Below are 25,974 nucleotides of genomic sequence, written 5' to 3'. Positions count from 1 at the left end.
CCCCTTGAGGGGGAGATGGCCGGCAGGCCAGAGGGGGGCGTGACGGAGTGCCGTCATTTCGGCAATACCTTCATTTCCCCTTCCACACCGGATCGCGCTTTTCGGCAAAGGCGCGAAAGCCCTCGAGATTGTCCTCCGAGCCGTAGAGTGCGTCAACCGTCGACAGTTGCCGGCGCGTCACCCGGTTCATGGCGTCCTGGAAAGTCAGCGATTCTGCGACCCGGGCCGTCTCCTTGATCGCGGCGAAGACCAGCGGCGGGCCGCTGGCGAGCAGCCGCGCGATCTCCCAGACGCGGTCCTCCAGTCTTTCCTTGGGCAGCACCTCGTTGACCAGGCCCCATCGATGCGCCTCGGCGACATCCATCCAGCGGCCGGTGAGCAGAAGGTCCATGGCGACATGGTAGGGGATGCGCTTCGGCAGCTTGATCGTCGCCGCATCGGCCAGCGTGCCGGCGCGGATTTCGGGCAGCGCGAAGGAGGAGTGGTCCGACGCATAGATGAGGTCGCAGGATAGCGCCAGTTCGAAGCCGCCGCCGACCGCCATGCCGTTGACGCAGGCGATCACCGGCTTGTTGAGGTCGCGCAGTTCCTGCAGCCCGCCGAAGCCGCCGACGCCGTAGTCGCCGTCGACCGCGTCGCCGCCGGCCGCTGCCTTCAGGTCCCAGCCGGCGCAGAAAAACTTGTCACCGGCGGTCTTGACGATGGCGACGCGCAAGTCGGGATCGTCGCGAAACGCCTTGAAAGTCTCGCCCATCAGCCGCGACGTCTTCAGGTCGATGGCATTGGCCTTGGGCCGGTCGAGCGTGACTTCGAGGATAGTGCCCTCGCGGCGGGTGGTGATGACGTCAGACATTTTTGTTCTCTCCAAGCACCAGCAGCGCATCGGCGATCCAGGCGCCCTTGCCTTCGGTGCAGACGATCAGCGGATTGATGTCGAGTTCCTCGATCTCGCCGGCGTTTTGCTGCACGAAAGCGGCAATGCCCGATATCGCATCGATTGCCGCTGCAACATCGGCCTTCGGCCGACCGCGATAGCCGTCGAGCAGCGGGAACAGTTTCAGCCCACGCAAAGCGGCCTCGATATCGTCGCGGGTCGCCGGCAGCATCAGCGTGACGCTGTCGCGCAACAGCTCGACCAGCACGCCGCCGGTGCCGAGCGTCATCACGGCGCCGAACATCGGGTCGCGGGTGAAGCCGACGAGCAGCTCGGCGACGCCGTCGCGCACCATGCGCTCGACATAAAGGCCCGTGCCGAGCGGGCCGAGATCGTGGGCGGCGGTGCTGACGGATTCAGCATCCCTCAAATTGAGCCGGACCGCGTCGAGCTCGGACTTGTGGATGACGCCAAGGGCCTTCAGCGCCACCGGGAAGCCGAGCGCCATCGAGGAGATGACAGCTTCGACCGCGTTGCCGGCGCGCTCGCCTTTCGGCACGGGGAGCCCGGCCTCGATGAGCCGCGCCTTCGCCTCGGCCTCGTCCGGCGTGACATGGTCGCCGGCCGGCGCGCCGGACGCCGAAGTGTCGATCGGCTGCGCCTGCGGCTCGCGCCAGGCCCAGCCGATGAAGGCCGCCGCCTGGGCGGCGTCAATGGCTTCGGAGATGCCGAACAGCGGCACCATGCCCCGCGCCATCAGGCCGGCAGTGTATTCCTCGGGCAGGTTCTCCGGCAGCGAGGAGACGATCGCGCCTTGCGCGCTGTTGGTCTTCAGCGCCGATTCGAAGGCGCGCAGCGTCGCCCACCAGTCGGTGTCCGAGCAGCGGTCGGGGCGCGGGAAATCGAGCACCAGCATGTTGAGGTCGAAGCCCCCCGACACCATCGCGGTGAAGGTGGCGGTCATCGCCGGCTCGTTGTTCCAGATGAAGGTGTGGTAGTCGAGCGGGTTGGCCACCGCGACCAGCGGCCCGAGCGTCGATTTGACATGCGCGCGGTGCTCGGGGGTGAGTGGCGGAAACGTCACCCAGCGGCCTTCGGCGCTGTCGGCCATGACCGACGCCTCGCCGCCCGAACAGCTCATCGACGACAGCCGGTAGCCGGGCAGGGGGCCGGTGACGTGCAGCAGCTTCAGCGCCTCGATGAAGGCGGGAATTGAATCGATGCGGGCGATGCCGAGCCGCTTCAGGAAGGCGCCGGACGCCGCGTCCGAGCCGGCCAGCGACGCGGTATGGGAGACGGTCGCCTGCCGCGCCTGCTCGGAGCGGCCGACCTTCATGGCGATGACAGGCTTCTTCAGCTCGCGTGCCCGTGCCGCCAGCCTTTCGAAGCCGGCTACCGAATCGAAGGCCTCGATATGCAGGCCGAGCGCGGTGACGCGGTCGTCCTCGATCAGGCCGAGCGCCATTTCGGAAAGCCCGGTCTGCGCCTGGTTGCCGGCGGTCATCAGAAAGGCGATCGGCAGGCCGCGCTTCTGCATCGTCATGTTGATGGCGATGTTCGACGACTGGGTGATGATGGCAACGCCGCGACCGCCTTCTGGCAGCCTGATGCCGCCATGCTGGTCGGGCCACAAAAGCGCGCCGTCGGCGTAGTTGATGAGCCCGTAGCAGTTCGGCCCGATGATTGGCATTTGGCCCGCCGCCGCGACCAGCTCGGCCTGCAGCCGCTCGCCGTCCTCGTCATAGGCCTCGGTTTCGAGGAAGCCGGCGGCGAAGCAGACCGCACCGCCGGCGCCGCGCTCGGCCAGTGCCTTGACCACTTCGATGGTCAAGTGCCGGTTGACGCCGACGAAAGCGGCATCCGGCGCGCCGGGCAATTCGGCCACCGAGCGATAGGCCTTGCGGCCGGCGACCTCGGCCTTGCTCGGATGCACCGGCCAGATCTCGCCGGCAAAGCCCATCTTGATCGATTGCGCGACCACGGCGGCAGCCTGCGCACCACCAAAGACGGCGATCGTTCGTGGGCGCAAAAGACGTTCAAGTTTGTGCATGAACACCCCCCTCTGCCCTGCCGGGCATCTCCCCCTCAAGGGGGGAGATTGGCAGTTGGGCCGCCGGCCCCAGGCATGCAACGGCAATAACTGGCGAAATCAGGAATGGCGGCCGATCTCCCCCCTTGAGGGGGAGATGTCCGATAGGACAGAGGGGGGCGCGAAGGAATGCAAACATTGCGCTGTTCAGCCCCCGAACGGGCGCAGCAGCGCGCGCGAGATGATGTGGCGCTGGATTTCCGAGGTGCCTTCCCAGATGCGCTCGACGCGGGCGTCGCGCCAGATGCGCTCGAGCGGCAAATCGTCCATCAGCCCCATGCCGCCATGGATCTGGATCGCCTCGTCGGCGACGAAGGCAAGCATCTCGGTGGCCTTCAGCTTGGCCATGGCCATGTCCTGGTCGGTGACGGTGCCCTGATCGTACTTCCAGCCGGCTTCGAACACCATCAGGTCGGCGGCCTTCAACTCGGTCGCCATGTCGGCGAGCTTGAACGACACGCCCTGGAATTTGCCGATCGGCTGGCCGAATTGCTGGCGCTGCGCGGCGTATTCGATGGCATGGCCAAGCGCCCGCTCGGCACGGCCAAGGCAGGTGGCGCCGACTTGCAGGCGCGTTGCGCCGAGCCATGAATTGGCGACATCGAAGCCTTTGTGGACCTCGCCCAGAACCTGGCTCGCCGGCAACCGGCAATCGTCGAATTCGAGGATGGCGTTGGTGTAGCCGCGATGCGAGACGTTGCGGTAGCCGTCGCGCACGGTGAAACCCTTGGTGCCCTTGTCGACGAAAAAGGCGGTGATCTTCTTGCGTTTTCCACGCGAAGACTCTTCCTCACCCGAGGCCATGAAGACGATGGCGAAATCGGCGAGATCCGCATGGCTGATGAAATGCTTGGTGCCGTTCAGCACCCAGTCGTCGCCGTCTTGCACGGCGGTTGCCTTCATGCCGCGCAGATCGGAGCCGGCGCCCGGCTCGGTCATTGCCAGGCAATCCCATTTCTCGCCGCGAATGCAGGGAAACAGATATTTTTCGCGCTGCTCCGGCGTGCCGGCGAGAAGGATGTTTGAAGGCCGCGCCACGCAGGTCCAATGCAGCGCGTAATTGGCGCGGCCGAGTTCCTTTTCATAGAGCAGCCAGGTCACCGTATCGAGCCCGGCGCCGCCGACATCGGCCGGCATGTTGGCGGCATAGAGGCCGGCTTCGATCGCCTTGGCCTTGATCTCCTCGATCAGCTCGCGGCGCAGCACGCCGGTACGCTCCACTTCGCGCTCATGCGGGTAAAGCTCGTTCTCGACGAAGGCCCGCGTCGTCTCGACGATGAGCTTCTGCTCCTCCGAAAGACCAAAATCCATGGTCTCAGCCTTTCTTCCTTTTCTTCGGCTTTTCAGCCTTGGCCTTTTCGGCCGCCTTGGAGGCGGTGGGCTTCTTCGCCGCAAGCTTGGCCAACTGCCTGGTGTAGTCCTTATGCAGGGCGCCGGCACCCCAGCCTTTGCCTTTGTTCTGCTTCGACAGTGCCTCCATGATGGCGACCAGATTGTCGTCGCGGATCTTTTCGAGCTCGCGGATCGACAGACCGTGCGCCTGATCGTCCGACTGGGTCGCGATCAGCTCGACCAGTTCATCGTTGAACTCCGGCACGTCCATCAGCTTGGTCCACGGCCATTTCAGGCACGGGCCAAACTGCGCCATGAAGTGGCGCATGCCGGCCTCGCCGCCGGCGACGCGATAGACCTGGAACATGCCCATCTGCGCCCAGCGCAGGCCGAAGCCGTAGCGCATGATGTCGTCGAGCTCCTCGACCGTGCAGATGCCGTCCTTGACCAGCCACAGCGCCTCGCGCCAGGCCGCTTCGAGCAGCCGGTCGCCGACGAAGGCTTCGATCTCCTTGCGGATCACCACCGGCTTCATGCCGATCGAGGCATAGATCTCCTTGGCGACCTCGATCGCCTCGGGAAAGGTCTGTTCGCCGCCGACGATTTCGACCAGCGGCAGCAGATAGACGGGGTTAAACGGATGGCCGACGACCAGCCGCTCCGGATGCTTCTTCATCGCCACCTGCATGTCGGTCGGCTTGATGCCGGAAGTGGAGGAGCCGACAATTGCGTTGGCCGGCGCATAAAGGTCGATCTCGGCCAGCACGCGGTGCTTCAGGTCGAGCCGTTCCGGCACGCTTTCCTGGATGAAGTCGGCGTCGGCCACCGCCTCGGCGATCGTCTTGGCGAAGGTAAGCTTGCCCTCCTTCGGCAGGCCGCCGGGCAGCATCTGCTTGTAGGCGCGTCGTGCTCCCTTCATCACCTCGCCGACCTTGCGTGATGCCTCGGGGTCGGGATCGAAGATCGACACGTCGATGCCGTTGAGCAGCAGCCGCGCCACCCAGCCGGCGCCGATGACGCCGCCGCCGATGGCGGCCGCTTTGTTGATGATGCTCATGCGGAAGCTCCGGTTCTTGTGCTGGCCGTTGCGGGGTCGGTGAGGGCGACGCGTTCGCCGGCACGGATCACGGACGCGTCATAGGCCTTGCGCGCGAACACTTCGAGCACGAAGGGCCGGAAGAAATCGATCGGCAATGTCTCGTAGTCAGGATCGAAGCTCGACTGATCCCAGCGTTCGCAAAACTCATCGCAATCGTCGAAGTAGATGTGCCCGGCGAAACGGTCGCGGGCGTGTGGGTTGCCGCCGAGGTGGTGGGCGTAATAGAGGCGCTGGAAATCGCCGTGCTTCTCCACCACCCAGGTGCATTGCTCGCGCACAAAAGGCTTCAGGATCGACGCCGCATACTCGTCGTGGTTATAGGGCGCGTAGATGTCGCCGATATCGTGCAGCAAGGCGCAGGCAATCCAGTCGGTGTCGGCGCCGTCGCGCCAGGCCCGCGTTGCCGCTTGCAGCGAATGGCCGAGCCGGGTGATCTTGTAGCCCGAGAGGCCCGCATCGAGCTGGACGAGCGCGTCGAGCAGCCGCTCGCCGGTCTTTGCCGCGTAGTCGATCTCGTGCTCGGTGAGGAAGGCGTAATCCTCGCGGTCGCCGTCCTTCATTGCGGTGAATTTCACGGTCTTCATCGGCGGCTCCTCCCAACCGGCTACCGGCTTTTCAAAGCGGTGCGCGCTTCGTCAGGTTCAGCTTCTTGCGGACTTCGTCCGGGCCGATGACCCTGGCGCCCATATTCGACACGATGCTGACCGCCCGCTCGACCAGCTGCGCATTGGTCGCCAGCACACCCTTGTCGAGCCAGAGATTATCCTCCAGTCCGACGCGGACATTGCCGCCGGCCAGCACCGCGGCCGCGACATAGGCCATCTGGTTGCGGCCAATGGCAAAGGCCGACCAGTTCCAGGTCGACGGTACATTGTTGACCATGGCCATGAAGGTGTTGAGGTCGTCCGGCGCGCCCCACGGCACGCCCATGCACAATTGCACCAAGGCGTCCGGCTTCAGCACTTCTTCCTCGACCAATTGCTTGGCGAACCACAGATGCCCGGTGTCGAAGGCCTCGATCTCCGGCTTGACGCCGAGCGCCGTCATCATGCCGCCCATGGCACGCAGCATGCCGGGCGTATTGGTCATGACATAGTCGGCCTCGGCGAAATTCATGGTGCCGCAATCGAGCGTGCAGATTTCCGGCAGGCACTGGCGCACATGTTCCATGCGGTTGCTCGCGCCGCCCATGTCCGTGCCTTTTTCGTTCAGCGGCAGCGGTTTCTCCGGCGGGCCGAATACCATGTCACCCCCCATGCCGGCGGTCAGGTTCAGCACCACGTCGACGTCCGCCGCGCGGATGCGCTCGGTTACTTCGCGATAGAGATGCACGTCGCGCCTAGGCTTGCCGGTCTCGGGATCGCGCACGTGGCAGTGCACGATCGCCGCACCCGCCTTTGCCGCCTCGATGGCCGAATCGGCGATCTCTCTGGGCGAGCGCGGCACATGCGGGCTGCGATCCTGCGAACTGCCGGACCCGGTCACGGCACAGGTAATGAAAACCTCACGGTTCATCGCTAACGGCATCGGATTCTCTCCCAATAGAACGTAGGGCAAGAATGCCTGACTTGCCGGAAACTGTTTTGCGTTTTACGAAGATCGTGTGACCAAAAACGAAAAACCGACGATCTTTCGGGCCGAGCGTTTGCCGCTCAAGGTAACGCTGCTGGTATTCTCCGGCTCGTCGATCATGTGCGTCGCCTCGGCCGTCGATCCGTTGCGCGCCGCCAACCGCATTGCCGGTGAGACGCTGTTCGATTTCAGGCTGGTCTCGGTGACAGGCGAGGCGCCGGTCACCACATGCGGCCTGCCGGTGGCGGTCAGCGGCCGCTTCGATGCGGCTGACACAACCGATATGCTGGTCGTCGTCGCCGGCTTCGGCTCGCAGAACCATGCCACATCGGCCTTGCTGTCCGGACTGCGCCGGGCGGCGCGCGCGGCACGCGCCTGCGGCGGCGTCGAGGCCGGCACCTGGCTGGTTGCCCGCGCCGGTCTGCTGGAGGGGCGCAGCGCCACCACCCACTGGGAGGACATGGAGGATTTCTCGTCGGCCTTTCCCGGCGTCGACGTGCGCCCCGACCGCTACGTCATCGATGGCCCAGTGTTCACCACCGGCGGCGCCTCGCCGACCTTCGACCTGATGCTGCATCTGATCCGCACGCGGCTCGGCATGGCCGTGGCGCTCGATGTCGCGAGCGTCTTCATCTACGACCAGGCGCGCGCCGCGACCGACGCGCAACCGCTGGTCTCGCTCGGCCGTCTCGACGGCTACGATCCCAGGCTGGCGCAAGCCATCCGGCTGATGGAAGCGCATGTCGACCAGCCGCTGACTATCGCCGCCGTGGCAAAGCGCGCCGGGGTGACGGCACGGACGCTGGAAAGCATCTTTCGCAAGTCGATCGGCGAAACGCCCGGCGCTTATTACCTCAGGCTGCGCCTCGGCGCCGCGCGCCGGCTGGTGGTCGACACGCGCATCGCCATGGCGGACATTGCCGGGCGAACGGGGTTTTCGTCCGCCGCGGCATTTTCCAGAGCGTTTTCAAGAGCGTTCGGCGAAGCGCCGGTCAGGCTGCGTCGGGGATAATGCATGTCGCCCAAAGCTTGGCCACGGGCTTGACCCGACGGTGCGGAGCGGTTTTGGGATAACGACATGCATAGACAAAGGTAGATCAGGCAGCGTCCTGGCGGTCGCTGCTGCCGTCGATCTGCGAGCGCATCTGTCTCGCAAGATGGGTCTCGAAGCGGCTGGCGACCGCGCGATCCCATTCGTTTGCACTCAGCGCACCTTGTTTCGGGTGCGGCAGCGCCATCAGCCGGTCGATGATCGATCCAGCCTCGCCAGATGAGAGCAGGGCGTCGATTTCGCGTTCGTGCTGCATATCGTTTCGCCTCCTTCTTTCTGAATCCCGCCACGAACCATACTATAGGAGGTTCGTGACGGCTGTTTGAAGGCAAGAGCGAGGCGATTGATGGGCGATGCCGGGCAAAGTTTTGTCCGCCGCCGCCCATCTTGGGCACGATCGTTCCGGCAGGTCACGCAGTGCTTCAGCCAAGCCGCATCGACAGTTCAACATCCTCGCCGAACGGCGTGGACATGTAGCCACTCCCGGTCGAGCGCACCCGCTCGAGGTATTCGGGGCAAAGATCTGCGTTGTCGGCAACGACGAAGGCGCCCGGTCTGAGGCGGCTTTCAACCAGACTCAAGATCTCGGGATAGAGCGCTTTGGCGCCGTCGAGCAGAAGCAGGTCGACGTTTTCGGGAAGATCGACGCTTAATGTTTGCAGCGCGTCTCCTTCGCGGATTTCCACCATGTCAATGAGACCGCCTGCTGTCAGATTACTCCTCGCGCGCGCGACCTTGGATGGCTCGAACTCGCTGGTGATCAGGCGGCCACCGCCATTGTCCCGCAAGGCTGCGGCAAGGTGCAGGGTCGAGATGCCGAACGAGGTTCCAAATTCGACGATCGTCCGTGCGCCGCTGCCTCGTGCCAGCATGTAGAGCAGCGTGCCGGTCTCTCGCGAAACGGGAAGCCAGAGATCCCTTAGCCGCCCATAGAAATCGAGGTATTCGGTCTTGCTTCGAACCAGCCGCATCCGCTCCTCGGCGGAGAGTTCCGCCACTGCAGGGCTTGTTGCCGCAGCGGCTTCCTCGAACAGGCGGTCCAGCAGGGGCGCGAGCGGCGTTGTCGTCAGTGTGGTCATATCGGTCTCCAGTCGGAATTGAATGCGTTCTTGTGCGACATTCAAAATACGACTAATCATTCGCATTCACTAATCGCATTGGCGCGGCTCTCAATGAGCGACAACCGAAGTCCGCGGATTTCCTCGCGAAAACAGCCGAAGCAGGCCCGCTCGGCGGAGCTCGTCGCTGCGATTTTGCAGGCTGCTGTTCAGGTTTTGGCGAGGGAAGGCGCGCAGCGCTTCACCACGGCGCGGGTGGCCGAGAAGGCCGGTGTCAGTGTCGGATCGCTGTATCAGTATTTTCCGAACAAGGCGGCGATCCTGTTCCGGCTCCAGAGCGACGAATGGCGGCAGACGACCAGTTTGCTGCGCGATATCCTCGAGGATATCAGGAAACCGCCGCTCGACCGGCTGCGCGACCTGGTCCACGCCTTCCTCCGCTCGGAGTGTGACGAGGCCACGGTGCGTGTGGCGCTCGACGACGCCGCACCGCTTTACCGCGACGCGCCCGAGGCGCAGACGGCAAGGGCGTCCGGAGACCGCACCATCCAGCTCTTCATGCAGGAGGCGTTGCCAAACGCCGCGCAAGCGACTCGCGAATTGGCCGGCGACCTGGTCATGACGACGCTCAGCACGGTGGGGAAGCAGTTCTCGGAGACGCCTCGAACGCCCAAGGAGATTGAAGTCTACGCCAACGCCATGGCCGACATGTTTTGCGCCTACCTGAGAGGCCTCGATCACGGCTAAGGCGCGCCAGACCCGGTCAGCGAACAGGCCACGCGAGTTTCACACGGGGCAAAACCTTCGTCGGTTCAGCCCCGCGGAAAGCCGTCTTAGCCGGCGGCCGCTGAACAATGCGGCCGCGAACCGGGTACGCCTCAGACGTACCGGTTGACGATGTTCTCGAGTAGCTCTTGGCGGCCGGATCTGGGCTGCGGCTCGATCTTCTCTTTGACGACGCGCTCGGCGATTTCCTCCAGCGTGCGCTTGCCGGCAAGCATCGCCTTGGCCTCGGCCGAATCCCAGCCGGCATAGCGCTCGGCGAGCGGGGCGGACAGCGCCTTGTCCTCGACCATGCGCGCTGCCGCCTTGAGGCCGCGAGCGCAGCAGTCCATGCCGCCGATATGGCCGATCAGCAGATCCTGCGGATCGAGCGACTGGCGCCTGAGCTTGGCGTCGAAATTGGTGCCGCCGGTCTTGAAGCCGCCGGCCTGCAGCACCTGGTAGTAGGCCAGAGCCATCTCCGGCACATTGTTGGGGAACTGATCGGTGTCCCAGCCCGACTGGTAGTCGTTGCGGTTCATGTCGATCGAACCGAAAATGCCGAGCGTATTGGCCAGCGCCAGTTCATGCTCGAACGAATGGCCGGCCAGGATGGCGTGGCCCTGCTCGATGTTGAGCTTGACCTCGTTCTCCAGTCCGAAACGCTTGAGGAAGCCATAGACGGTGGCGACGTCGTAATCATACTGGTGCTTGGTCGGCTCCTGAGGCTTCGGCTCGATCAGGATGGTGCCTTCGAAGCCGATCCTGTGCTTGTAATCGACGACCAGGTTGAGGAAACGGCCGGCCTGTTCCTGCTCGCGGGCAAGGTCGGTGTTGAGCAGCGTCTCATAGCCCTCGCGGCCGCCCCACAGCACGTAGTTCTCGCCGTTCAGCCGCTTGGTGACGTCGATGCAGTGTTTCACCGTCGCCGCCGAATAGGCAAAGACGTCCGGATCGGGATTGGTGGCGGCGCCCGACATGAAGCGGCGGTTGGAGAACAGGTTGGCCGTGCCCCACAGCAGCTTGACGCCGGTCTGCTTCATCTTTCCCGAGAAATAATCGGCGATCTCGTCGAGCCGCGCCGCACTTTCGGAAAAGTCCCGGCCCTCCGGCCGCACGTCGGCATCGTGGAAGCAGAAATAAGGCGCGCCCAGCAACGAAAACATCTCGAAGGCGACGTCGGCCTTGAGCTTGGCCAGCTCCATGGTGTCGGTACCGCCGGCCTTGGGGAACCATGGCCGGTCGAACGTCTGGCCGCCGAACGGATCGCCGCCCGGCCAGGCGAAGGAATGCCAATAAGCGACGGCAAAGCGCAGATGGTCCTCCAGCCGCTTGCCGGCGACGATCTCGTCGGGATTGTAGAACCGGTAGGCCAGCGGATTGGTCGAATCCGGTCCCTCATATTTGATCTGTTGGATGTCGCCGAAAAAACCGCTGCTCATGTTTTTTTCCTCTCGCATGGTTCGGCCTGATTACCTCAGGCGTAATTGGTTTCGCGCTGGCGCTGGTCGAAAAGGCTCATGTCAAAGCCACCCAACGAAGGAGACAGACCATGACCGACCTCAACACCATTGCCGAAAACTACATCGCCGCCTGGAACGAGAGCGACGCCGCGCGCAGAAAAGCCTTGCTCGAGGCAACCTTCACCGAGGACGTCGGCTATCGCGATCCGATCATGCAGGGCGACGGCCATGACGGCATCGCCGCGCTGATCGACGGCGTGCAGCAGCGCTTTGCCGGCTTCAGGTTCTCGCTGAAAGGCAAGCCGGACGGCTTCGCCGGTACCATCCGTTTCTCGTGGAAACTCGGGCCGGAAGGCGTCGGCTCCGTCATCGAAGGCACCGATATCGGCGTCATCGAAAACGGCCGGCTGAAAAGCGTCACCGGCTTTCTCGACAAGGTGCCGGCACAGTGAGGCCTTCTCGGCAGGCCACGGCGAGGGCGGGAAACCGCTCACGCCGTGGCGCCTCTGACCGCCGGATAAAGCTGGCGATAGCGCTGATAGGCTTGCGCATAGGCGTCACCGAGGGCGGCGACCGGCTCGACCGTGGCGTCGGTCGCCGGCGCCGCGCAGACGGCGCGCGGATCGGCGCCCGTCGCCGCAATCAGGCCAAGCCGGGCCGCACCGAACGCGGCGCCGAAATCGCCGTCGGCTGGAATATCGACTGGCAGGCCAAGCGCTGTCGCGATGGCCTTCAGCCAGTAGCGCGAGCGCGAGCCGCCGCCGATCGCCGTCACCCGGGTCAGCGTCGTGCCGGCTTTGGCCAGGGCTTCCAGACTGTCGCGGAAGGCGAAGGCGACGCCTTCGAGCACGGCCTGGGTCAGCGCCGCGCGGCCGGATTCGTGGGCAAGCCCGGTAAAGGCGCCCCGAATGACGGAATCATTGTGAGGCGTCCGCTCGCCTGACAGGTACGGCAGGAAGGAGACGCCGCTCGGCGCCTTCAGCGCTTCGCCGAGTTCGGCGGTCAACTCGCCGGCGCTTTTTCCAGCGATCCCCGACAGCCAGTTGAGCGAATCGGTTGCCGACAGGATGACGCCCATCTGGTGCCAGGTGCCGGGCAGTGCGTGGCAGAAGGTATGCACGGCGCTTTCCGGATTGGGCAGATAGGACGCGTTGGCGGCAAAAAGCACGCCCGACGTGCCGAGCGAGACGAACGCCTGGCCGGCGCCGACCGTGCCCATGCCGCAGGCCGAAGCCGCATTGTCGCCGGCACCGCCGGCGATCGGGATGCCCGGCTGCATGCCCCATTTCGCGGCCAGTTCGGCGCGCAAGGCACCGGCCTTGGCCGTGCCTTCGACCAACGACGGCATCTGCCTTTCGTCGAGCGACGTGACAGCGAGCAGTTCGGCGGACCAGGCTCGTTTGCCGACATCGAGCCACGACGTGCCAGCCGAATCCGACATTTCCGAAATGTGCTCGCCGGCGAGCCAGAGCCGCAAAAAGTCCTTCGGTAGCAGGACCTTTGCCACCTTGGCGAAAACATCCGGTTCGTTGTTCCTGACCCAGGCCAGCTTTGGCGCGGTGAAACCGGGAAAGACGATGTTGCCGGTCAGCTTGCGAAAGCGCGGGTCGGCATCGAGCGCGGCCGCCTCGGCGTGGCTGCGTGTGTCGTTCCATAGAATGCAGGGGCGCAGCACCTGGTCGGCGGCATCGAGCAGGGTGGCGCCATGCATATGGCCGGAAAGGCCGATGCCTTTGACTGCCGCGAGTTCCTTCGCATGCATTGACCGCAACTCGCCGACCGCCGCTTCGCAGGCGCGGATCCAGTCGGCCGGGTTCTGCTCGGACCAGCCGGGATGCGGGCGCGACACGTCGAGCGGCGCATGGCCGGAACCGACGATGCTCTGCCTTGCATCGATCAGCAGCGCCTTGACGCCCGACGTGCCGAGATCGAGGCCGAGATACATGTTTCCTCCCATGTCCGTCATGCCTGGCGGCGACGGTCTTTCTTGCTTCGCTGCCCAGTCCTGTGACACGGGCGGCGAAGATATCCCGGCAATCGTGCCGCCGGAAACGCACCCCGGTCAACACGTGAAGATTTTTTCGACGCTCGAAAAAATCTGGCCGGGGCAGTTTTTAAGGCAAGATGTGGCCTTGGTCAATTCGCCGCGAGAGCGGTTGCACGCCGTGAAAACAGTGCCGACAACGGGCTGTCCGGCCGTGCCAGCGCGCGTTCCGCCGCAAGCGCCCTCGCCAGCGCGCCATCACCGGAACGCAATGCCGCTTCGATCAGTGTCAGGTCGATGACGTCGCGTTGTGCGTGGCTGCCGCCGAAGCGATGGGCGATTGCCCGCATCGGCCGGATCAGGCGTATCGTCCCGGCATAATTGCCCTCGCCGAATGCCTTGATGGCGAGCGTCAGGGGATGGCCGACATCCCTGGTGAAACCGGCGTTGTCGTCCTTGCCGCGCATCGCCTCGCGCTGCGCCTCGAGCAAGTTGCGGGCCGGCGCTTCGAGGCCGGCACCGACAAACGCCATCATCGCGTGGGCGTCGTTGAAGGCATAGTGGCCGGCGCTGGCCATGGGCAACCAGTTGGCGGCGAGCGTCGCCCAGCGCTCGCCGACATCGACGCCACCGAGATGCAGCCGCCACAGGATCGCCGAGGCATCGACCATGTTGAGCGCCAGCATCGAGCGTTCGCCATAGATCGGCCCGTCATAGAGCGCCAGCACCTCGTCGACTTCGCCGAGATCATAATGGAACAGTGCCAGATGCCACCAATTGTGCACCTGCAGGAAGCTGTCCCGCGTCCACGCTTCGGGATTGGCGCGCATCCACAGAATGCCGTCCTTCTGCCGGCTCTGCATCTCCATGACATGGGCCACCGCATGCTGGGCCCAGCCGTCGCGCGGCTCGATATCGACCGCCGTGCGGCCAAGTTTTTCGGCGCGCGCGTAATGGCCCATTTCCTCCAGGCCAAAGGCCTGCATGCCGAGTATGGCGTGATAGCCCGGCATGTCGCTCTGCCAGGACGGCAGCGCGCGACCGATGCGGTCGCGCAGCATGCGCGCATTGCCGGTGAAGAAGTCGATCTGGTGGCCGGTCTGCAGCGCCAGCGCATCGAGCGGAAACTCGATGGCGATATCCTCCAGCACGCGGGCGGCCTCGTGCCAGCGTCCCTCCGCAAGATGGCCAAGGGCGGCGACATGCGCCTGCTCGCGTGTTGTCGCGGCAAGCGGCAGCGCCGCCTCGTGACATGCCTTGGCCACCGCCGTCGCTTCGCGCTCTGTGGCAAGGCCAAAGAGATAACCCTTGAACACCTGCGCCATGACGAAGCCGGGATCTTCGGCGATTGCCCGGTCAATGGAACCGACCGGATCGCCGATGAAGCACTGCAATTCGCGAACAGCCCGGCTGTAGGACGAGAACCCGGCCTCCGTCGCGCCAGACAGTTTCAGGCCGAATGCATCGCTCACCGCCATGGTCTGTCCTCAGTTGCCCGAGCGCATCGCCACTGTGGCGATGCCGGCGCCGACCAGCAGCGTGCCGCCAGTGCGGTTGAAGATGCGGATCGCCTTTGGATTGCGCACGACGTTGCGCGCCCTTGCCGCGATCAGCGCATAACCGAAGGCATTGGCGAAGGCGAGCGCCAGGAAGGTCGTCTCGAAGATCAGCATCTGTGTCCAGAAATCCGCATGCCGGTCGAGGAACTGCGGCAGGAAGGCGACAAAAAAGGTGATGCTTTTCGGATTGAGCGCGGTAACCAGCCAGGCGTGCGTCGTCATTTTCGCCGATGACACCGCATCGGTACGCGGTTCGGCCCGGAGCGCACCGCCGGCGCGAAACAGCTTGATGCCGAGATAGATCAGGTAGCCGGCGCCGATCACCTTCAGCACGGTAAACACGGTGGCCGACGCCGCCAGCAGCGCGCCAATGCCCAGCATCGACAATGTCATCGCGGTGAAGTCGCCGAGCGCCACGCCGACTGCCATCGGCAGCGCGGTGCGCCAGCCCTGGCCGAGCGCATAGGAAATCACCAGCAGGATGGTCGGACCTGGAATGACCAGAAGGACTGCCGAGGCAGCGGCAAAAGCGGCCCAGTTTTCGAAGGACATTTTCTTCTCCTTGAGCTCAACGAAGAGGATAAATCCTTGGTCCCGCGCAGATGTAAAGAGGCAAAAATCGACAAAGCCCCTCGTTAATGCCAGGCGGCCGGCCTTCACGCTTTTTCAACCATGATTGGCGAAAATGCCTGCTATTCGGCCGGACCGTGTTTCCCGTCGACAGCGTAGGGTTTGGGTAAATGCGTGAGTTGCCGCACGGTCTGTCGCTGCCGCATATTGGCGACGCAATCGAAACCGAAATACAGCTTTCCCGTCGCACGGTGCTGTCCGGCGCCGGCGCGCTGGCGCTGCTCGGCATCGCCGGCTGCAGCCAGACGCTGGATTTGCCGTCGCTTCAGCTCGACGACGTCACCACCGGCTCGATCCGGCCCATCCGTCCGAGTATCAGCGTCGACAAGAACATCACCAGCCCCGACGTGATGTACGCTTCGCTCACCGACGGTGGCTTCAATGTGCCGGAAGTGCCCTATCTCAAGGTCAAGCCGGAGTTCCGCCGCCAGATCGTCGTCGATCCGACCGGCGAGCAACCCGGCACCATCGTCGTTCACTCGCAGGAACGGCTGCTCTATCTGGTGCAGCCCGGCGGCGAGGCGATCCGTTACGGCGTCGGCATCGGCAAGGACGGATTCCGCTGGTCCGGCCGCGCCAACATCCAGTACGGCAAGGAATGGCCGGTCTGGACCCCGCCGCCCGAGATGATCGCCCGCAGGCCGGAACTGGTGAAATGGCAAAGCGGACAGCCGGGCGGCCTCGACAATCCGCTCGGCGCGCGTGCCCTCTACATCTATCAGAACGGCAGCGACACCGGCTATCGCATCCACGGCTCGCCCGAATGGTGGAGCATCGGCCAGGCGATGTCGTCGGGCTGCGTGCGCCTGATCAACCAGGACATCATCGACCTCTATAGCCGCGTCTCCAAGAAAAACCCGGTCGTCGTCGTCTGAACGGCGGCTTCGCCTTCAGCGATCACTCTGCCGTTGCGCGATGCCGCAAGACAGGCGAATGTGCCTGCGATTTCATCGCCCGGGAGACGTGAACAATGGCCGGAACTTTTGTCATCGCGCAAGGCGGCGGCCCGACCGCCGTCATCAACCAGACCGTGGTGGGTGCTGCGCTCGAAATCCGCAAGCGGCATCCCGGCGCCAAGGTGCTGGGTTCCATCCACGGCGTGCGCGGCATTCGTGACGGCAATTACGTCGATCTTTCCGCCATCCCCGAGGATCGCCTGCGGCTGATCGCGGCGACACCGAGCGCCGCGCTTGGTTCGACGCGCGACAAGCCGGATGCCGCCTATTGCGACCTCATCCTCAACGGCTTGAAGAAAGCCGGTGCCGACGCCTTCATCTATATCGGCGGCAACGACACCTCGGGCACGCAGCAGATCCTCACCGACGCCGCCGGCGGCAAGATCGCCTTCGTGCATGCGCCGAAAACCATCGACAACGATCTCGAGGAGAACGACCACACGCCCGGCTTCATGTCGGCGGCCGAGTTCGTCGCTGGAGCATTCCTTTCGGTCGATCTCGATTTCCGCGCTCTGCCGGGCATCTATGTCGGCATTGTCATGGGGCGGCATGCCGGTTTCCTGACGGCCGCGTCCGCGGCCTGGCAGCTCGACCAGGACAGCGGCCCGCATCTCGTCTACGTGCCGGAGCGGCCGTTCTCGGCGGCCGGTTTCATCGACGACGTGCGCGCCACGCTCGACCGCCACAAGCGCTGCATCGTTGCCGTCTCCGAAGGCGTCAGCACCGCCGACGGCAAGGCGCTGGTCGAAAGCCTGGTGCCGCCGGAAAGGCTGGAGCGCGACCAACACGGGAACGTCAAGCTGTCGGGCAGCGACCTGCCGGCAGCCTTGGAGCGCGCGCTCGCCGAAGGATTGCCGGGCAAGCGGGCGCGCGTCGATGCGCTCGGCTATATGCCGCGCGGCTATGTCGGCGCCATCAGCGCGGTGGACGCGCAGGAGGCCTTCGATGCCGGTGCCTTCGCGGTCACGGTGGCCGACGAGGGCGGCGGTTCGGTGGCGCTGCAATATGACGGCAAGAAAACCGTGCTGAAAAAGGTGCCGCTGAAGAACGTCGCCGGCAAGACGCGCCATATGCCGGATGATTTCATGCTGCCCGACGTCAACCGGCTGTCCGACGCGGGGATGGCCTATCTGAAGCGGCTGGTCCCGCAAAAGTACAAGGTCGGCAAGCCGTTCGTCTGATGCGGCGTTGATCTGATGGACAGCTGGTTCAGCAAAACCATCGTCGACGCCAAGACGACGATGCTGACCGAGCCCTTCGTGCATGATTTCGTGCGTGCCAACATCTGGCATTTGCGCGGCCGCGATGTCGACCTGCTGGTCGACACCGGCATGGGTATCTGCCCGCTGGCGCCGCAGATCGACACGCCGTCCGGCAAGCCGCTGCTCGCCGTCGCCACGCATATCCATCTCGATCATGTCGGCTCGGTGCACGAGTTTCCGTTGCGGGCAGGGCCGCGCCACAGCGCCGCGCAGTTCGACAGCATGGATGAAGCGGTGACCTACGCCTACATGTTCCATGATCTGGAAGGCGCCGTCTCCAGGCTGCCGGCAAAGGGCTGGAAGGCGGCCGATTACAGGATTCAGCCGGCGCCTCTGGCCCGGACCCTGGACGAGGGCGATAGGATCGACCTCGGCGACCGCCAATTCCGCGTCCTGCATCTGCCCGGCCACTCTCCGGATTCGATCGCGCTGTTCGACGAGGCTGACGGCCTGTTCTTCGCCGGCGACGCCATCTACGACGCCATGCTGATCGACGACCTGCCGGATTCGGATCGTGCCGCCTATCGCCGCACGATGCAGCGCCTGCTCGAGCTGCCGATCCGGATCGGCCATGGCGGCCATGGACCGAGCTTCGATGGCAGGCGGATGCGCGAGATCGCCACCACCTATCTCAGCCGGACCGACCGGAAAGGCGAATAGGAGGCCTCGGCTGAGGCGGCGCAAATCTGAGGCGATTTGTCTTGGGCAGCTATTTTGTTCTTGCTTTGTGCCGGCAGCTATGCTACTAATATGGGTATGGTGCTGATTCGCCCCAACCGACCCGCCCCTCCCGAGGCGGGTTTTGTATTTTCGGGTTTCGGCGGCAACGCCGCGAGGCGGTTGCCGGCTGGAAATTAAATCTTCGTAATATTATCTGGAAACCATAATCGGCGCCCTAGATGCGGGGCTGTCGATCCGGTCGGCTGCCGTGACAGGCGAGACAGGCAAGGCCGACGACCGACGCGCCGATGAATTGTTCCGGTGACGGAACGTCGCGGCGCAAGACCAATCTCTCGCCCGGACAACGGCCATGTCACCAATCCAGACCCTTCGCAGACATCGCGTCGCCGCTCTGCTGGGCGCCGCGCTGATCGTCAGCCCCTTCGCCCTGTCCTTCGCTCCCAGGCTGAATGATGTCCTGGCGGCAACAGTGACCCCACCTGTCACCGGCATGACGGCGCCCCGCGGCTCGTTCGCTCCGGTCGTGGCGGCCGACAAACCGGCAGTGGTGACGATCACCACCCTCATGAAATCGGCGCAGTCGGACACCACGAGCGAGGCCTCCCCATTCGGTGGCAACGAGTTCGGTGGCAACTCGCCTTTCGACGACTATTTCCGCCGTTTCTTCGGTGACCAGGGACTGCCCGCCCCCAAGACACCGCCGGAACAGGCGCCCCGCACCGAGGCCCTCGGCTCAGGCTTCATCGTCGGTGCCGACGGCATGATCGTCACCAACAATCACGTCGTCGACGGCGCCCAGTCGGTCAAGGTGATGCTCGACGACGGCACCGAGCTTCCCGCCAAATTGATCGGCCATGACACGAAGAACGACCTTGCCGTGCTCAAGGTCAACGCCGGCAAGCCCTTGCCGACCGTCAAATGGGGCGATTCGGACAAGCTCATGCCGGGCGACCAGGTGCTCGCCTTCGGCAATCCTTTCGGCCTTGGCACCACGGTCACCGCCGGCATTGTCTCGGCGCGCGGCCGCGATCTGCACAGCGGCCCGTTTGACGACTTCATCCAGATCGACGCACCGATCAACCGGGGCAATTCCGGCGGCCCGCTGACGGATGTGTACGGCGATGTCGTCGGCATCAACACCGCGATCTTTTCGCCGAATGGCGGCAGTGTCGGCGTCGGCTTCGCCATCCCCTCGGACCAGGCGCAAAAGGTCGTCGCCAAGCTGATGAAGGGCGGCTCCATCCAGTACGGCTATCTCGGCGTCCAGATTCAGCCGGTGACGCCTGATGTGGCGAGCGCCATCGGCCTCGATCACCCTACCGGCGTGCTGGTCGCGCAGGTCAGCGACGGATCGCCGGCCGCCAAGGCCGGCATCGAGACCGGCGATGTCATTACCAGCTTCGCCGGCCAGGACATAAAGGATCCGAGGGATCTGTCGCGCGCCGTCGCTGACGTTGCGCCTGGCACGAGGGAAGCCCTCAATGTCTGGCGCAAGGGGAAAAGCCTGCAGATCTCCGTCGAGATCGGGCGCAACGAAGACGACACGGCGACGGGATCGGTGACCGGCGAGTCAGGTCAGCCGTCGACGGGGCAGGGCCTTCGCGCACCGGCGCTCGGTCTCGGCCTGATGGACGTCACTCCTGATGTGCGCCAGGCAATGAACCTGCCAGAAAACCAGCACGGCGCACTGGTCGAGCGCGTCGACCCGAACAAGGCGGCGTCGGCTTCCGGCATCCAGCCCGGCGACATCATCGTCGGCGTCGACCAGACTCCGGTGAGGAGCGCCAGGCAGGCAAATCAGGCGATTGTGCAGGCTGCCAAATCCGGCAAGAAATCGGTGCTGCTGCTTGTCGAGCGCGGCGACGCCCAGATGTTCGTCGCCGTCCCCTTCGCCAGCGGCTGAAGCGGGCGCCGCGCTGCCAAGATCAATGTAGAGCATTGCCGCCAGGCCGGAGCCAAGATTTCGGTTGCCCGCGCTCGCGTCTTCGAGAAAACTGACAAAGCTCGATTGGACCTTGCGCAAACGGATATTCTCGATGGTTACCCGAGGCTTCTCTTCCGGACGAAAGCCGCCGACGGATACGGATGCACGTATCCCGCCGGGGCAATATCTCGAGCAAGGTTTCCCGGTCCTGTCGGCCGGCCCGACGCCGCATGTCCGCACCGAGGATTGGTCGTTCACGCTTAAGCACGGGCCGCGGCCGATCAAGAAGTGGAACTGGGCCGAGTTCAACGCGCTGCCCTTGACCAAGATGACGCGCGACATCCATTGCGTCACCGCATGGACCAAGTTCGACACGGCGTGGCAGGGCGTGCTCGTCGACGACATCCTTGCCGACGCCGGCATCGAGCCGCCCACCGCCTTCACGCTGGCGCTGGGTTTCGACGGCTATTCCACCAACGTGCCGACGAAGGATATCACCGGTGGCAAGGCGATGGTGGCACTGCTTTATGAAGGCAAGCCGATCACTCCCGACCATGGCGGCCCGGCCCGGCTGCTCGTTCCGCATCTCTATTTCTGGAAATCGGCCAAATGGCTGAACGGGCTGCAGTTCACCGAGCGTGACGAGCCGGGTTTCTGGGAGTTGCGAGGCTATCATATCTATGGCGATCCGTGGCGCGAGCAGCGCTACACGAACGATCCATGAGCGACGGCCCGGCGGCGCAGTCGCCCTGGCAGACGGTCACCATCACCCGCATCCAAAAGCGCACGCCGCGGGTCACCAGCTTCTTCCTGCAGCCGTCGCGGCCCTTCGTCTATCGTGCCGGACAGCATGTCGATGTCAGGCTGACGGCGCCGGACGGCTATCAGGCGCGCCGCTCCTACTCCATCGCCTCGGCGCCGGAGACCGGCGAGACCATCGAGCTGGCGATTGAAAAACTCGAGGACGGCGAGGTCTCGCCGTTCTTTCACGAGATAGCGGCGGTGGGCGACGAGGTCGAATTGCGCGGGCCGCTCGGCGGCCATTTCGTCTGGTCAGACGGCGATGGCGGCCCGCTCCTGCTCGTCGGCGGCGGGTCGGGCGTGGTGCCGCTGATGTCGATGCTCCGCCACCGGGCGATGCGGGGATCGCTGGTCGCCGCCGCCCTGGTGTTTTCGGCGCGGGTCTGGGACGAGGTGATCTTTCGCGATGAGCTGATCGACCTCGCCGAGCGCCGGGATGGCTTCGACCTGGTGCTGACGCTTACGCGCGAGCCGGCCCGCCGTCCGGCGGATTATGCGCGGCGGGTCGACGCCGCGATGATGGTGCAAGCCATGACGAGGCTGCCCGCGCCGCCGAAGCTCGCCTTTGTCTGCGGCTCGAACGCATTCGTGACGGCCGCCGCCGAGGCACTGATCGATGCCGGGGTGCCTGCGGCACTCATCCGCACCGAACGCTACGGGGTCTGACCTGGTTCTTGCGCGGTTGCTGGCTTCGCCGGCCGGCATAAGCGGGCCGAAAACCGGCAGAACGGTGAGGCCGCGTTTGGCCGAAATGGTTAACGATTCGACAAAGAACCTCGGCTGCGACTTTTATCGGTTTAAAAAATCGAACCGAACGGTTCGTTTCTGTTGACAATGCGTGCAGGACGCTGTGAACGCTGCCTCCCAAGTCACCTTGCAGCCAGACCGAGGCGATAGACTATCTGCTTGACATTAAACGATAAAAATGTGGCGAAGGGAATCTCTGGCACAATTTCAAGGTGTAGATTCTTGGTCCACACCAAAAAACTTCGTGATTGGAAACTGGCCATTGGCTTTCCCACATCGGGGCTGTCCGAACGACGCGAATTCCCCCCAAGGCACGCCGCTAGACGGACGGAAAACTAAGATACTGGAGTACTAAAAAATGAAAAAGATCGCTCTTGCCGCCGTCGCCGTTTTGGCGATCACCGGCAGCGCCTTCGCTGGCAGCGACAACTTTGGTTCCAAGGGTGCGAACCAGCCTGCCGCTGCGGTCGACAGCTCGTATACGGCTTCCATTCAGAAGCCGGCTCATGCTGACCAGCAGGCTGTCCAGGGCGCCGACCGTAACCTCTTCGGCAACAACTAACAGCCGATCCCAGCATCAGGGCGGCGGGCATATCCGCCGTCCGGGGATCTGAAAAATTCAGGAGTATTAAGATGAAAAAGATCGTTCTTGCTGCCGCCGCCGTTTTGGCCATCACCGGCAGCGCCTTCGCCGGCAGCGACAACTTTGGTTCCAACGGAGCCAACCCGCCTGCTGTCTCGGTCGACAGCTCCTACACGGCTTCCGTCAAGACGTCGAACCAGGCTGAAAAGCAGCCGGTTGTCCAGGGCGCCGACCGTAACCTCTTCGGCAACAACTAACAGCCGATCCCACCATCAGGGCGGCGGCATGCCCGCCGCTTGATTTCGAAAATCCAGGAGACCCAAAATGAAAAAGATTGTTCTTACTGCCGCCGCGCTCTTGATTGCCGCCGGCAGCGCTTATGCCCGCAACGACAATGTTGGCGGGACCGACATCAACAAGCAGTCGACCGTCAACGTCGACAAGACGCAGACGTATTCGGTGCGGGACAGCAACTCGCCGATCTACAAGCTGCTGAATTCGTCTGGCGATGTGCCCAAGTCCGCGCCTCAGGGCGCCGACCGCAACCTCTTCGGCAACAACTAGAGCAATTCCAGGAAAAGTGTGAAACGGCCGTCCGGAATTGCGTCAAAACAAGGAGATAGAGCGGTTCGGCGTTCCGTGAAACGATGAACCGCTCTAACGGCCGAACTGGAATTCCAGACAAGAGCGGCGGGCCATGCCCGCCGCTCTTGTCCCTTGCATGGCGGAAGAACGCCTGCTTCAAGCCGCCTTTGCTTCTGCTTCATGGAGCGCGAAAGAGCGCCCGTCCGCGTCGAAAATATGCAGGTCTCCGGCGTCCGCCGTCAGCCGCAGTGTCGCTCCGCGCTTGATCTCGACATTGCCCGGCAGCTTGGTCACCAGCGGCAGGTCGGCGCGGCCGATGTCGACATAGACGAGCTGGACCTCGCCGAGCTGCTCGACGTAATCGACCGTCCCTTCGAACAAATAGTCGGCGCCGGTGGCAATCATCAGATCCTCCGGCCTCACCCCGAAGCTCACCGCTGCGCCTTTCGCCGACGCAGGCGTTGCGATCGGCACCGTTGCCTTGCGGCCGCCGACATGGCTGACGACCGTCGGGTTGCCGGTCTTGTCGATCGTCGCCGGCAGGATGTTCATCGCCGGCGAGCCGATGAACTGGGCGACGAAAAGATTGCCGGGCCGCTTGTAGAGCTCCATCGGCGTGCCGACCTGTTCGATATGGCCTTCCTTCAGCACGACGATGCGGTCGGCCAGCGTCATCGCCTCGACCTGGTCGTGGGTGACGTAGATCATCGTCGTGGCCGGCATCGACTCCTTGAGCTTGGCGATCTCGATGCGGGTGGCGACGCGCAGCGCCGCGTCGAGGTTGGATAGCGGCTCGTCGAACAGGAAGACCTTGGGATTGCGCACGATGGCGCGACCGATGGCGACGCGCTGGCGCTGGCCGCCCGACATCGCCTTGGGCAGGCGGTCGAGATATTTGGTCAGCTGCAGGATCTCGGCCGCCTGGCGCACCCGCTTGTCGATCTCGGCCTTGCTTTCCTTGCCGATTTTCATCGAGAAGGCCATGTTGTCGTAGACGGTCATGTGCGGATAGAGCGCATAGGACTGGAACACCATGGCGATGCCGCGCTTTGACGGCGGCACGTCGTTGACGATCTCGCCGTCGATCTTGAGCTCGCCCGAGGTGATCTCCTCCAGCCCGGCGATGCAGCGCAGCAAGGTCGACTTGCCGCAACCAGAGGGACCGACGAAGACGATGAATTCGCCCGACTTTATGTCGAGGTCGACGCCGTGCAGAATGTTGAGATTGCCATATGATTTCCTCACTTGCCTTAGCGTGACATCGGCCATGGTACCCTCCAGTTCTTCCTTGAATTCAGTCGATACGCCCGAACCAGGCGCCGTAGCCGCCGAGGCGGATAGTGCCGGCGCCAGTCTGTCCCGAAAACCCGTGTCCCGGCAAGGGCTGCAATGAGCGGCCGCCAAGATCGACTTCGGCAGGCTTTGCTCCGAGATTGAAGGCGCAGACGATCTGCTCGTTGCCTTCACGGCGGGTGAAGGCGACGGTGTCGCCCTCGCTTTCGATGAACTCGATATCACCCTTGGCCAGTGCCGGATGGGCGCGGCGGAAAGCCAGGAAGCGCCGGTAGTGCTCAAGCAGCGAGCCGTCGTTGCCTTGCTGCACATTGACGGCTTGCGCAAGGTGCTTGCTGGGCACCGGCAGCCAAGGCTTTGCCGTCGAGAAGCCGCCATTGCGGGCGGCGCCGTCCCAAACCATCGGCGTGCGGCAGCCGTCGCGGCCCTTGAATTCCGGCCAGAAGCGGATGCCGTATGGGTCCTGCAGATCCTCGAAGCTGAGCTCGGCCTCGCTGAGCCCGAGCTCCTCGCCCTGATAGATGCAGACCGAGCCGCGCAACGACATCAGCAGCGCCGAGATGACCTTGAGGTAGGCGGTCGGGTCGGGCTCGCCGGCTGCCCAGCGCGAGGCAGGGCGCATCACGTCATGGTTGGAGAAGGCCCAGCACGACCAGCCGTCGCTGGCCACCTTGCCGAAGGTTTCCAGCACCGAGCGCACCTTTGCCGCGGTGATCTTCTCCGGCGCCAGGAAGTCGAAGGAGTAACACATATGCACGCGCTTGCCGCCGGCCGTATAGGCCGCCACCACTTCCAGCCCACGCTGCGAGTCGCCGACCTCGCCAACCGCGGCCGTCGCCGGGTATTCGTCGAGCAAAGCGCGGAAGCGTTCGAGGAAGCCGAGGTTTTCAGGCCGGCTCTTATCGTAGAGATGGTCCTGGTAGTTGTAGGGGTTGACGGTCGGCGCCGTCTGGTCGTTGCGCTGCTCGGGCGGCAGCGGCGGATTGTCTTCCAGGCCCTGGCTGTGGAAGTAGAAATTGATGGTATCGAGGCGAAAACCGTCGACGCCGCGCTCCAGCCAGAAGCGGGTGACGTCGAGCAGCGCGTCCTGGACCGCGCGGCTGTGGAAGTTGAGGTCGGGCTGCTCGGCCAGGAAATTATGCAGATAATATTGCTGGCGGCTGGTGTCCCACTGCCAGGCCGAGCCGCCGAAGATCGACAGCCAGTTGTTGGGCGGCGTGCCGTCCGGCTTGGCATCTGCCCAGACATACCAGTCGGCTTTTGGATTGCTGCGGCTCGACCGGCTTTCCTTGAACCACGGATGGATGTCGGCGGTGTGCGAGAGCACCTCGTCGATCATCACCTTGAGGCCAAGCCGGTGCGCCTCGGCGGTCAGCGCGTCGAAGTCGGCCAGCGTGCCGAACATCGGATCGACTTCGCAATAATCCGACACGTCGTAGCCAAAGTCCTTCATCGGCGATTTGAAGAACGGCGAGATCCAGATGGCGTCGACACCGAGCGAGGCGATATAGGGCAGCCGGCCGATAATGCCCCTGAGGTCGCCGATGCCGTCGCCGTTCGAATCCTGGTAGCTGCGCGGGTAGATCTGGTAGATCACGGCACCTCGCCACCAGTCGCGATCGATAGCGAGATCGGGCTTCGGGGTCGCCTTCAAAGCGGATTGCATGAT

General features: G+C 64.1%; 26 protein-coding genes. 12 read left to right on the top strand and 14 right to left on the bottom strand.

Going from position 1 to position 25,974, the window contains the following annotated elements; translation table 11 throughout:
- Positions 1-70 precede the first annotated feature (70 nt).
- The 6 genes from NKH99_RS01990 to bcoG form a co-directional block, all read right to left on the bottom strand.
- Positions 71-853, bottom strand: coding sequence for a carnitinyl-CoA dehydratase (locus tag NKH99_RS01990; protein ID WP_352472543.1), 783 nt, complete (start codon positions 851-853; stop codon positions 71-73).
- Positions 846-2,924: an acetate--CoA ligase family protein gene (locus tag NKH99_RS01985; RefSeq protein WP_353012264.1), complete on the bottom strand. Its 2,079-nt coding sequence runs from the start codon at positions 2,922-2,924 to the stop codon at positions 846-848. Before NKH99_RS01985 ends, NKH99_RS01990 begins: the two co-directional genes overlap by 8 nt.
- A 186-nt stretch (positions 2,925-3,110) precedes the next feature.
- Positions 3,111-4,274 carry an acyl-CoA dehydrogenase family protein gene (locus NKH99_RS01980; RefSeq protein WP_352472541.1) on the bottom strand — a complete coding sequence of 388 codons (1,164 nt, stop codon included), beginning with the start codon at positions 4,272-4,274 and terminating at the stop codon, positions 3,111-3,113.
- Positions 4,275-4,278: 4 nt separating this feature from the next.
- Positions 4,279-5,352, bottom strand: a complete 1,074-nt coding sequence (locus tag NKH99_RS01975; protein WP_353012260.1) for a carnitine 3-dehydrogenase — start codon at positions 5,350-5,352, stop codon at positions 4,279-4,281.
- Positions 5,349-5,978 (bottom strand): HD domain-containing protein, encoded by a 630-nt coding sequence (locus NKH99_RS01970; protein ID WP_352505936.1) that lies wholly within the window; start codon positions 5,976-5,978, stop codon positions 5,349-5,351. The genes NKH99_RS01975 and NKH99_RS01970 overlap by 4 nt, the downstream gene beginning before the upstream one ends.
- Before the next feature lie 31 nt (positions 5,979-6,009).
- The gene (bcoG, locus tag NKH99_RS01965) at positions 6,010-6,921 is read right to left on the bottom strand and encodes a 3-dehydrocarnitine:acetyl-CoA trimethylamine transferase BcoG (protein ID WP_352970068.1); all 912 of its coding nucleotides are present in this window, start codon (positions 6,919-6,921) and stop codon (positions 6,010-6,012) included.
- Between the two features lie 76 nt (positions 6,922-6,997).
- On the opposite strand from bcoG, the gene NKH99_RS01960 reads away from it, so the two are divergent.
- Positions 6,998-7,978: a GlxA family transcriptional regulator gene (locus NKH99_RS01960; protein ID WP_353012257.1), complete on the top strand. Its 981-nt coding sequence runs from the start codon at positions 6,998-7,000 to the stop codon at positions 7,976-7,978.
- A gap of 85 nt (positions 7,979-8,063) precedes the next feature.
- Here the strand turns inward: NKH99_RS01960 and NKH99_RS01955 are convergent, their stop codons facing one another.
- Positions 8,064-8,273: a hypothetical protein gene (locus NKH99_RS01955; RefSeq protein ID WP_023680243.1), complete on the bottom strand. Its 210-nt coding sequence runs from the start codon at positions 8,271-8,273 to the stop codon at positions 8,064-8,066.
- 166 nt (positions 8,274-8,439) lie between these two features.
- Positions 8,440-9,096, bottom strand: a complete 657-nt coding sequence (locus NKH99_RS01950; protein WP_352769770.1) for an O-methyltransferase — start codon at positions 9,094-9,096, stop codon at positions 8,440-8,442.
- Positions 9,097-9,189: 93 nt separating this feature from the next.
- Between NKH99_RS01950 and NKH99_RS01945 the strand changes: the two genes are divergently transcribed.
- Positions 9,190-9,822 (top strand): TetR/AcrR family transcriptional regulator, encoded by a 633-nt coding sequence (locus tag NKH99_RS01945; RefSeq protein WP_352769773.1) that lies wholly within the window; start codon positions 9,190-9,192, stop codon positions 9,820-9,822.
- Between the two features lie 131 nt (positions 9,823-9,953).
- Here the strand turns inward: NKH99_RS01945 and xylA are convergent, their stop codons facing one another.
- Positions 9,954-11,279, bottom strand: a complete 1,326-nt coding sequence (gene xylA / locus NKH99_RS01940; protein ID WP_352540012.1) for a xylose isomerase — start codon at positions 11,277-11,279, stop codon at positions 9,954-9,956.
- Positions 11,280-11,389: 110 nt separating this feature from the next.
- Here xylA and NKH99_RS01935 point away from each other — a divergent pair, with 110 nt between their 5' ends.
- The gene (locus NKH99_RS01935; RefSeq protein WP_352769776.1) at positions 11,390-11,752 is read left to right on the top strand and encodes a nuclear transport factor 2 family protein; all 363 of its coding nucleotides are present in this window, start codon (positions 11,390-11,392) and stop codon (positions 11,750-11,752) included.
- Between the two features lie 38 nt (positions 11,753-11,790).
- Here NKH99_RS01935 and xylB read toward each other — a convergent pair whose 3' ends face one another.
- The 3 genes from xylB to NKH99_RS01920 all read right to left on the bottom strand — a co-directional run bounded on the left by xylB (position 11,791) and on the right by NKH99_RS01920 (position 15,395).
- Positions 11,791-13,245: a xylulokinase gene (gene xylB, locus NKH99_RS01930; protein ID WP_353012464.1), complete on the bottom strand. Its 1,455-nt coding sequence runs from the start codon at positions 13,243-13,245 to the stop codon at positions 11,791-11,793.
- A gap of 191 nt (positions 13,246-13,436) precedes the next feature.
- Positions 13,437-14,762: a tetratricopeptide repeat protein gene (locus tag NKH99_RS01925; protein ID WP_353012254.1), complete on the bottom strand. Its 1,326-nt coding sequence runs from the start codon at positions 14,760-14,762 to the stop codon at positions 13,437-13,439.
- A gap of 9 nt (positions 14,763-14,771) precedes the next feature.
- Positions 14,772-15,395: a LysE family translocator gene (locus NKH99_RS01920; RefSeq protein WP_353012251.1), complete on the bottom strand. Its 624-nt coding sequence runs from the start codon at positions 15,393-15,395 to the stop codon at positions 14,772-14,774.
- Positions 15,396-15,583: 188 nt separating this feature from the next.
- Between NKH99_RS01920 and NKH99_RS01915 the strand changes: the two genes are divergently transcribed.
- The 9 genes from NKH99_RS01915 to NKH99_RS01875 all read left to right on the top strand — a co-directional run bounded on the left by NKH99_RS01915 (position 15,584) and on the right by NKH99_RS01875 (position 22,991).
- Entirely contained in the window at positions 15,584-16,348 is a 765-nt protein-coding gene (locus NKH99_RS01915; protein WP_352472532.1) for a L,D-transpeptidase, read from the top strand.
- Between the two features lie 95 nt (positions 16,349-16,443).
- The gene (locus NKH99_RS01910; RefSeq protein ID WP_352451606.1) at positions 16,444-17,610 is read left to right on the top strand and encodes a diphosphate--fructose-6-phosphate 1-phosphotransferase; all 1,167 of its coding nucleotides are present in this window, start codon (positions 16,444-16,446) and stop codon (positions 17,608-17,610) included.
- 15 nt (positions 17,611-17,625) lie between these two features.
- Positions 17,626-18,351, top strand: a complete 726-nt coding sequence (locus NKH99_RS01905; protein WP_353012248.1) for an MBL fold metallo-hydrolase — start codon at positions 17,626-17,628, stop codon at positions 18,349-18,351.
- A gap of 370 nt (positions 18,352-18,721) precedes the next feature.
- Entirely contained in the window at positions 18,722-20,275 is a 1,554-nt protein-coding gene (locus tag NKH99_RS01900) for a DegQ family serine endoprotease (protein ID WP_352813914.1), read from the top strand.
- Positions 20,276-20,408: 133 nt separating this feature from the next.
- Positions 20,409-21,020, top strand: a complete 612-nt coding sequence (locus tag NKH99_RS01895; protein WP_352472529.1) for a molybdopterin-dependent oxidoreductase — start codon at positions 20,409-20,411, stop codon at positions 21,018-21,020.
- Positions 21,017-21,763, top strand: a complete 747-nt coding sequence (locus NKH99_RS01890) for an FAD-binding oxidoreductase (protein ID WP_352472528.1) — start codon at positions 21,017-21,019, stop codon at positions 21,761-21,763. The genes NKH99_RS01895 and NKH99_RS01890 overlap by 4 nt, the downstream gene beginning before the upstream one ends.
- Positions 21,764-22,202: 439 nt before the next feature.
- Positions 22,203-22,406, top strand: coding sequence for a DUF680 domain-containing protein (locus tag NKH99_RS01885; protein ID WP_352472527.1), 204 nt, complete (start codon positions 22,203-22,205; stop codon positions 22,404-22,406).
- A gap of 71 nt (positions 22,407-22,477) precedes the next feature.
- Entirely contained in the window at positions 22,478-22,684 is a 207-nt protein-coding gene (locus NKH99_RS01880) for a DUF680 domain-containing protein (protein WP_352769794.1), read from the top strand.
- A 67-nt stretch (positions 22,685-22,751) separates the two neighbouring features.
- Positions 22,752-22,991, top strand: a complete 240-nt coding sequence (locus NKH99_RS01875) for a DUF680 domain-containing protein (protein WP_352454766.1) — start codon at positions 22,752-22,754, stop codon at positions 22,989-22,991.
- Between the two features lie 177 nt (positions 22,992-23,168).
- Here the strand turns inward: NKH99_RS01875 and NKH99_RS01870 are convergent, their stop codons facing one another.
- Positions 23,169-24,281: an ABC transporter ATP-binding protein gene (locus NKH99_RS01870; protein ID WP_352469836.1), complete on the bottom strand. Its 1,113-nt coding sequence runs from the start codon at positions 24,279-24,281 to the stop codon at positions 23,169-23,171.
- A 25-nt stretch (positions 24,282-24,306) separates the two neighbouring features.
- Entirely contained in the window at positions 24,307-25,971 is a 1,665-nt protein-coding gene (gene bglA / locus NKH99_RS01865) for a beta-galactosidase BglA (protein ID WP_352469837.1), read from the bottom strand.
- Between the last annotated feature and the right edge of the window lie 3 nt (positions 25,972-25,974).

The sequence above is a fragment of the Mesorhizobium sp. M0854 genome (assembly GCF_040319815.1).
GTDB lineage: Bacteria > Pseudomonadota > Alphaproteobacteria > Rhizobiales > Rhizobiaceae > Mesorhizobium.
The sequence above is the reverse complement of the archived record's forward strand: the minus strand, read 5'-3'. Positions and strand labels throughout refer to the sequence as shown.

Bases quoted from the DNA above. Each gene is read 5' to 3' on its own strand.
- NKH99_RS01990 (WP_352472543.1), bottom strand. From the start codon at position 853: ATGTCTGACGTCATCACCACCCGCCGCGAGGGCACTATCCTCGAAGTC.
- NKH99_RS01985 (WP_353012264.1), bottom strand. From the start codon at position 2,924: ATGCACAAACTTGAACGTCTTTTGCGCCCACGAACGATCGCCGTCTTT.
- NKH99_RS01980 (WP_352472541.1), bottom strand. From the start codon at position 4,274: ATGGATTTTGGTCTTTCGGAGGAGCAGAAGCTCATCGTCGAGACGACG.
- NKH99_RS01975 (WP_353012260.1), bottom strand. From the start codon at position 5,352: ATGAGCATCATCAACAAAGCGGCCGCCATCGGCGGCGGCGTCATCGGC.
- NKH99_RS01970 (WP_352505936.1), bottom strand. From the start codon at position 5,978: ATGAAGACCGTGAAATTCACCGCAATGAAGGACGGCGACCGCGAGGAT.
- bcoG (WP_352970068.1), bottom strand. From the start codon at position 6,921: ATGCCGTTAGCGATGAACCGTGAGGTTTTCATTACCTGTGCCGTGACC.
- NKH99_RS01955 (WP_023680243.1), bottom strand. From the start codon at position 8,273: ATGCAGCACGAACGCGAAATCGACGCCCTGCTCTCATCTGGCGAGGCT.
- NKH99_RS01950 (WP_352769770.1), bottom strand. From the start codon at position 9,096: ATGACCACACTGACGACAACGCCGCTCGCGCCCCTGCTGGACCGCCTG.
- NKH99_RS01945 (WP_352769773.1), top strand. From the start codon at position 9,190: ATGAGCGACAACCGAAGTCCGCGGATTTCCTCGCGAAAACAGCCGAAG.
- xylA (WP_352540012.1), bottom strand. From the start codon at position 11,279: ATGAGCAGCGGTTTTTTCGGCGACATCCAACAGATCAAATATGAGGGA.
- NKH99_RS01935 (WP_352769776.1), top strand. From the start codon at position 11,390: ATGACCGACCTCAACACCATTGCCGAAAACTACATCGCCGCCTGGAAC.
- xylB (WP_353012464.1), bottom strand. From the start codon at position 13,245: ATGTATCTCGGCCTCGATCTCGGCACGTCGGGCGTCAAGGCGCTGCTG.
- NKH99_RS01925 (WP_353012254.1), bottom strand. From the start codon at position 14,762: ATGGCGGTGAGCGATGCATTCGGCCTGAAACTGTCTGGCGCGACGGAG.
- NKH99_RS01920 (WP_353012251.1), bottom strand. From the start codon at position 15,395: ATGTCCTTCGAAAACTGGGCCGCTTTTGCCGCTGCCTCGGCAGTCCTT.
- NKH99_RS01915 (WP_352472532.1), top strand. From the start codon at position 15,584: ATGCGTGAGTTGCCGCACGGTCTGTCGCTGCCGCATATTGGCGACGCA.
- NKH99_RS01910 (WP_352451606.1), top strand. From the start codon at position 16,444: ATGGCCGGAACTTTTGTCATCGCGCAAGGCGGCGGCCCGACCGCCGTC.
- NKH99_RS01905 (WP_353012248.1), top strand. From the start codon at position 17,626: ATGGACAGCTGGTTCAGCAAAACCATCGTCGACGCCAAGACGACGATG.
- NKH99_RS01900 (WP_352813914.1), top strand. From the start codon at position 18,722: ATGTCACCAATCCAGACCCTTCGCAGACATCGCGTCGCCGCTCTGCTG.
- NKH99_RS01895 (WP_352472529.1), top strand. From the start codon at position 20,409: ATGGTTACCCGAGGCTTCTCTTCCGGACGAAAGCCGCCGACGGATACG.
- NKH99_RS01890 (WP_352472528.1), top strand. From the start codon at position 21,017: ATGAGCGACGGCCCGGCGGCGCAGTCGCCCTGGCAGACGGTCACCATC.
- NKH99_RS01885 (WP_352472527.1), top strand. From the start codon at position 22,203: ATGAAAAAGATCGCTCTTGCCGCCGTCGCCGTTTTGGCGATCACCGGC.
- NKH99_RS01880 (WP_352769794.1), top strand. From the start codon at position 22,478: ATGAAAAAGATCGTTCTTGCTGCCGCCGCCGTTTTGGCCATCACCGGC.
- NKH99_RS01875 (WP_352454766.1), top strand. From the start codon at position 22,752: ATGAAAAAGATTGTTCTTACTGCCGCCGCGCTCTTGATTGCCGCCGGC.
- NKH99_RS01870 (WP_352469836.1), bottom strand. From the start codon at position 24,281: ATGGCCGATGTCACGCTAAGGCAAGTGAGGAAATCATATGGCAATCTC.
- bglA (WP_352469837.1), bottom strand. From the start codon at position 25,971: ATGCAATCCGCTTTGAAGGCGACCCCGAAGCCCGATCTCGCTATCGAT.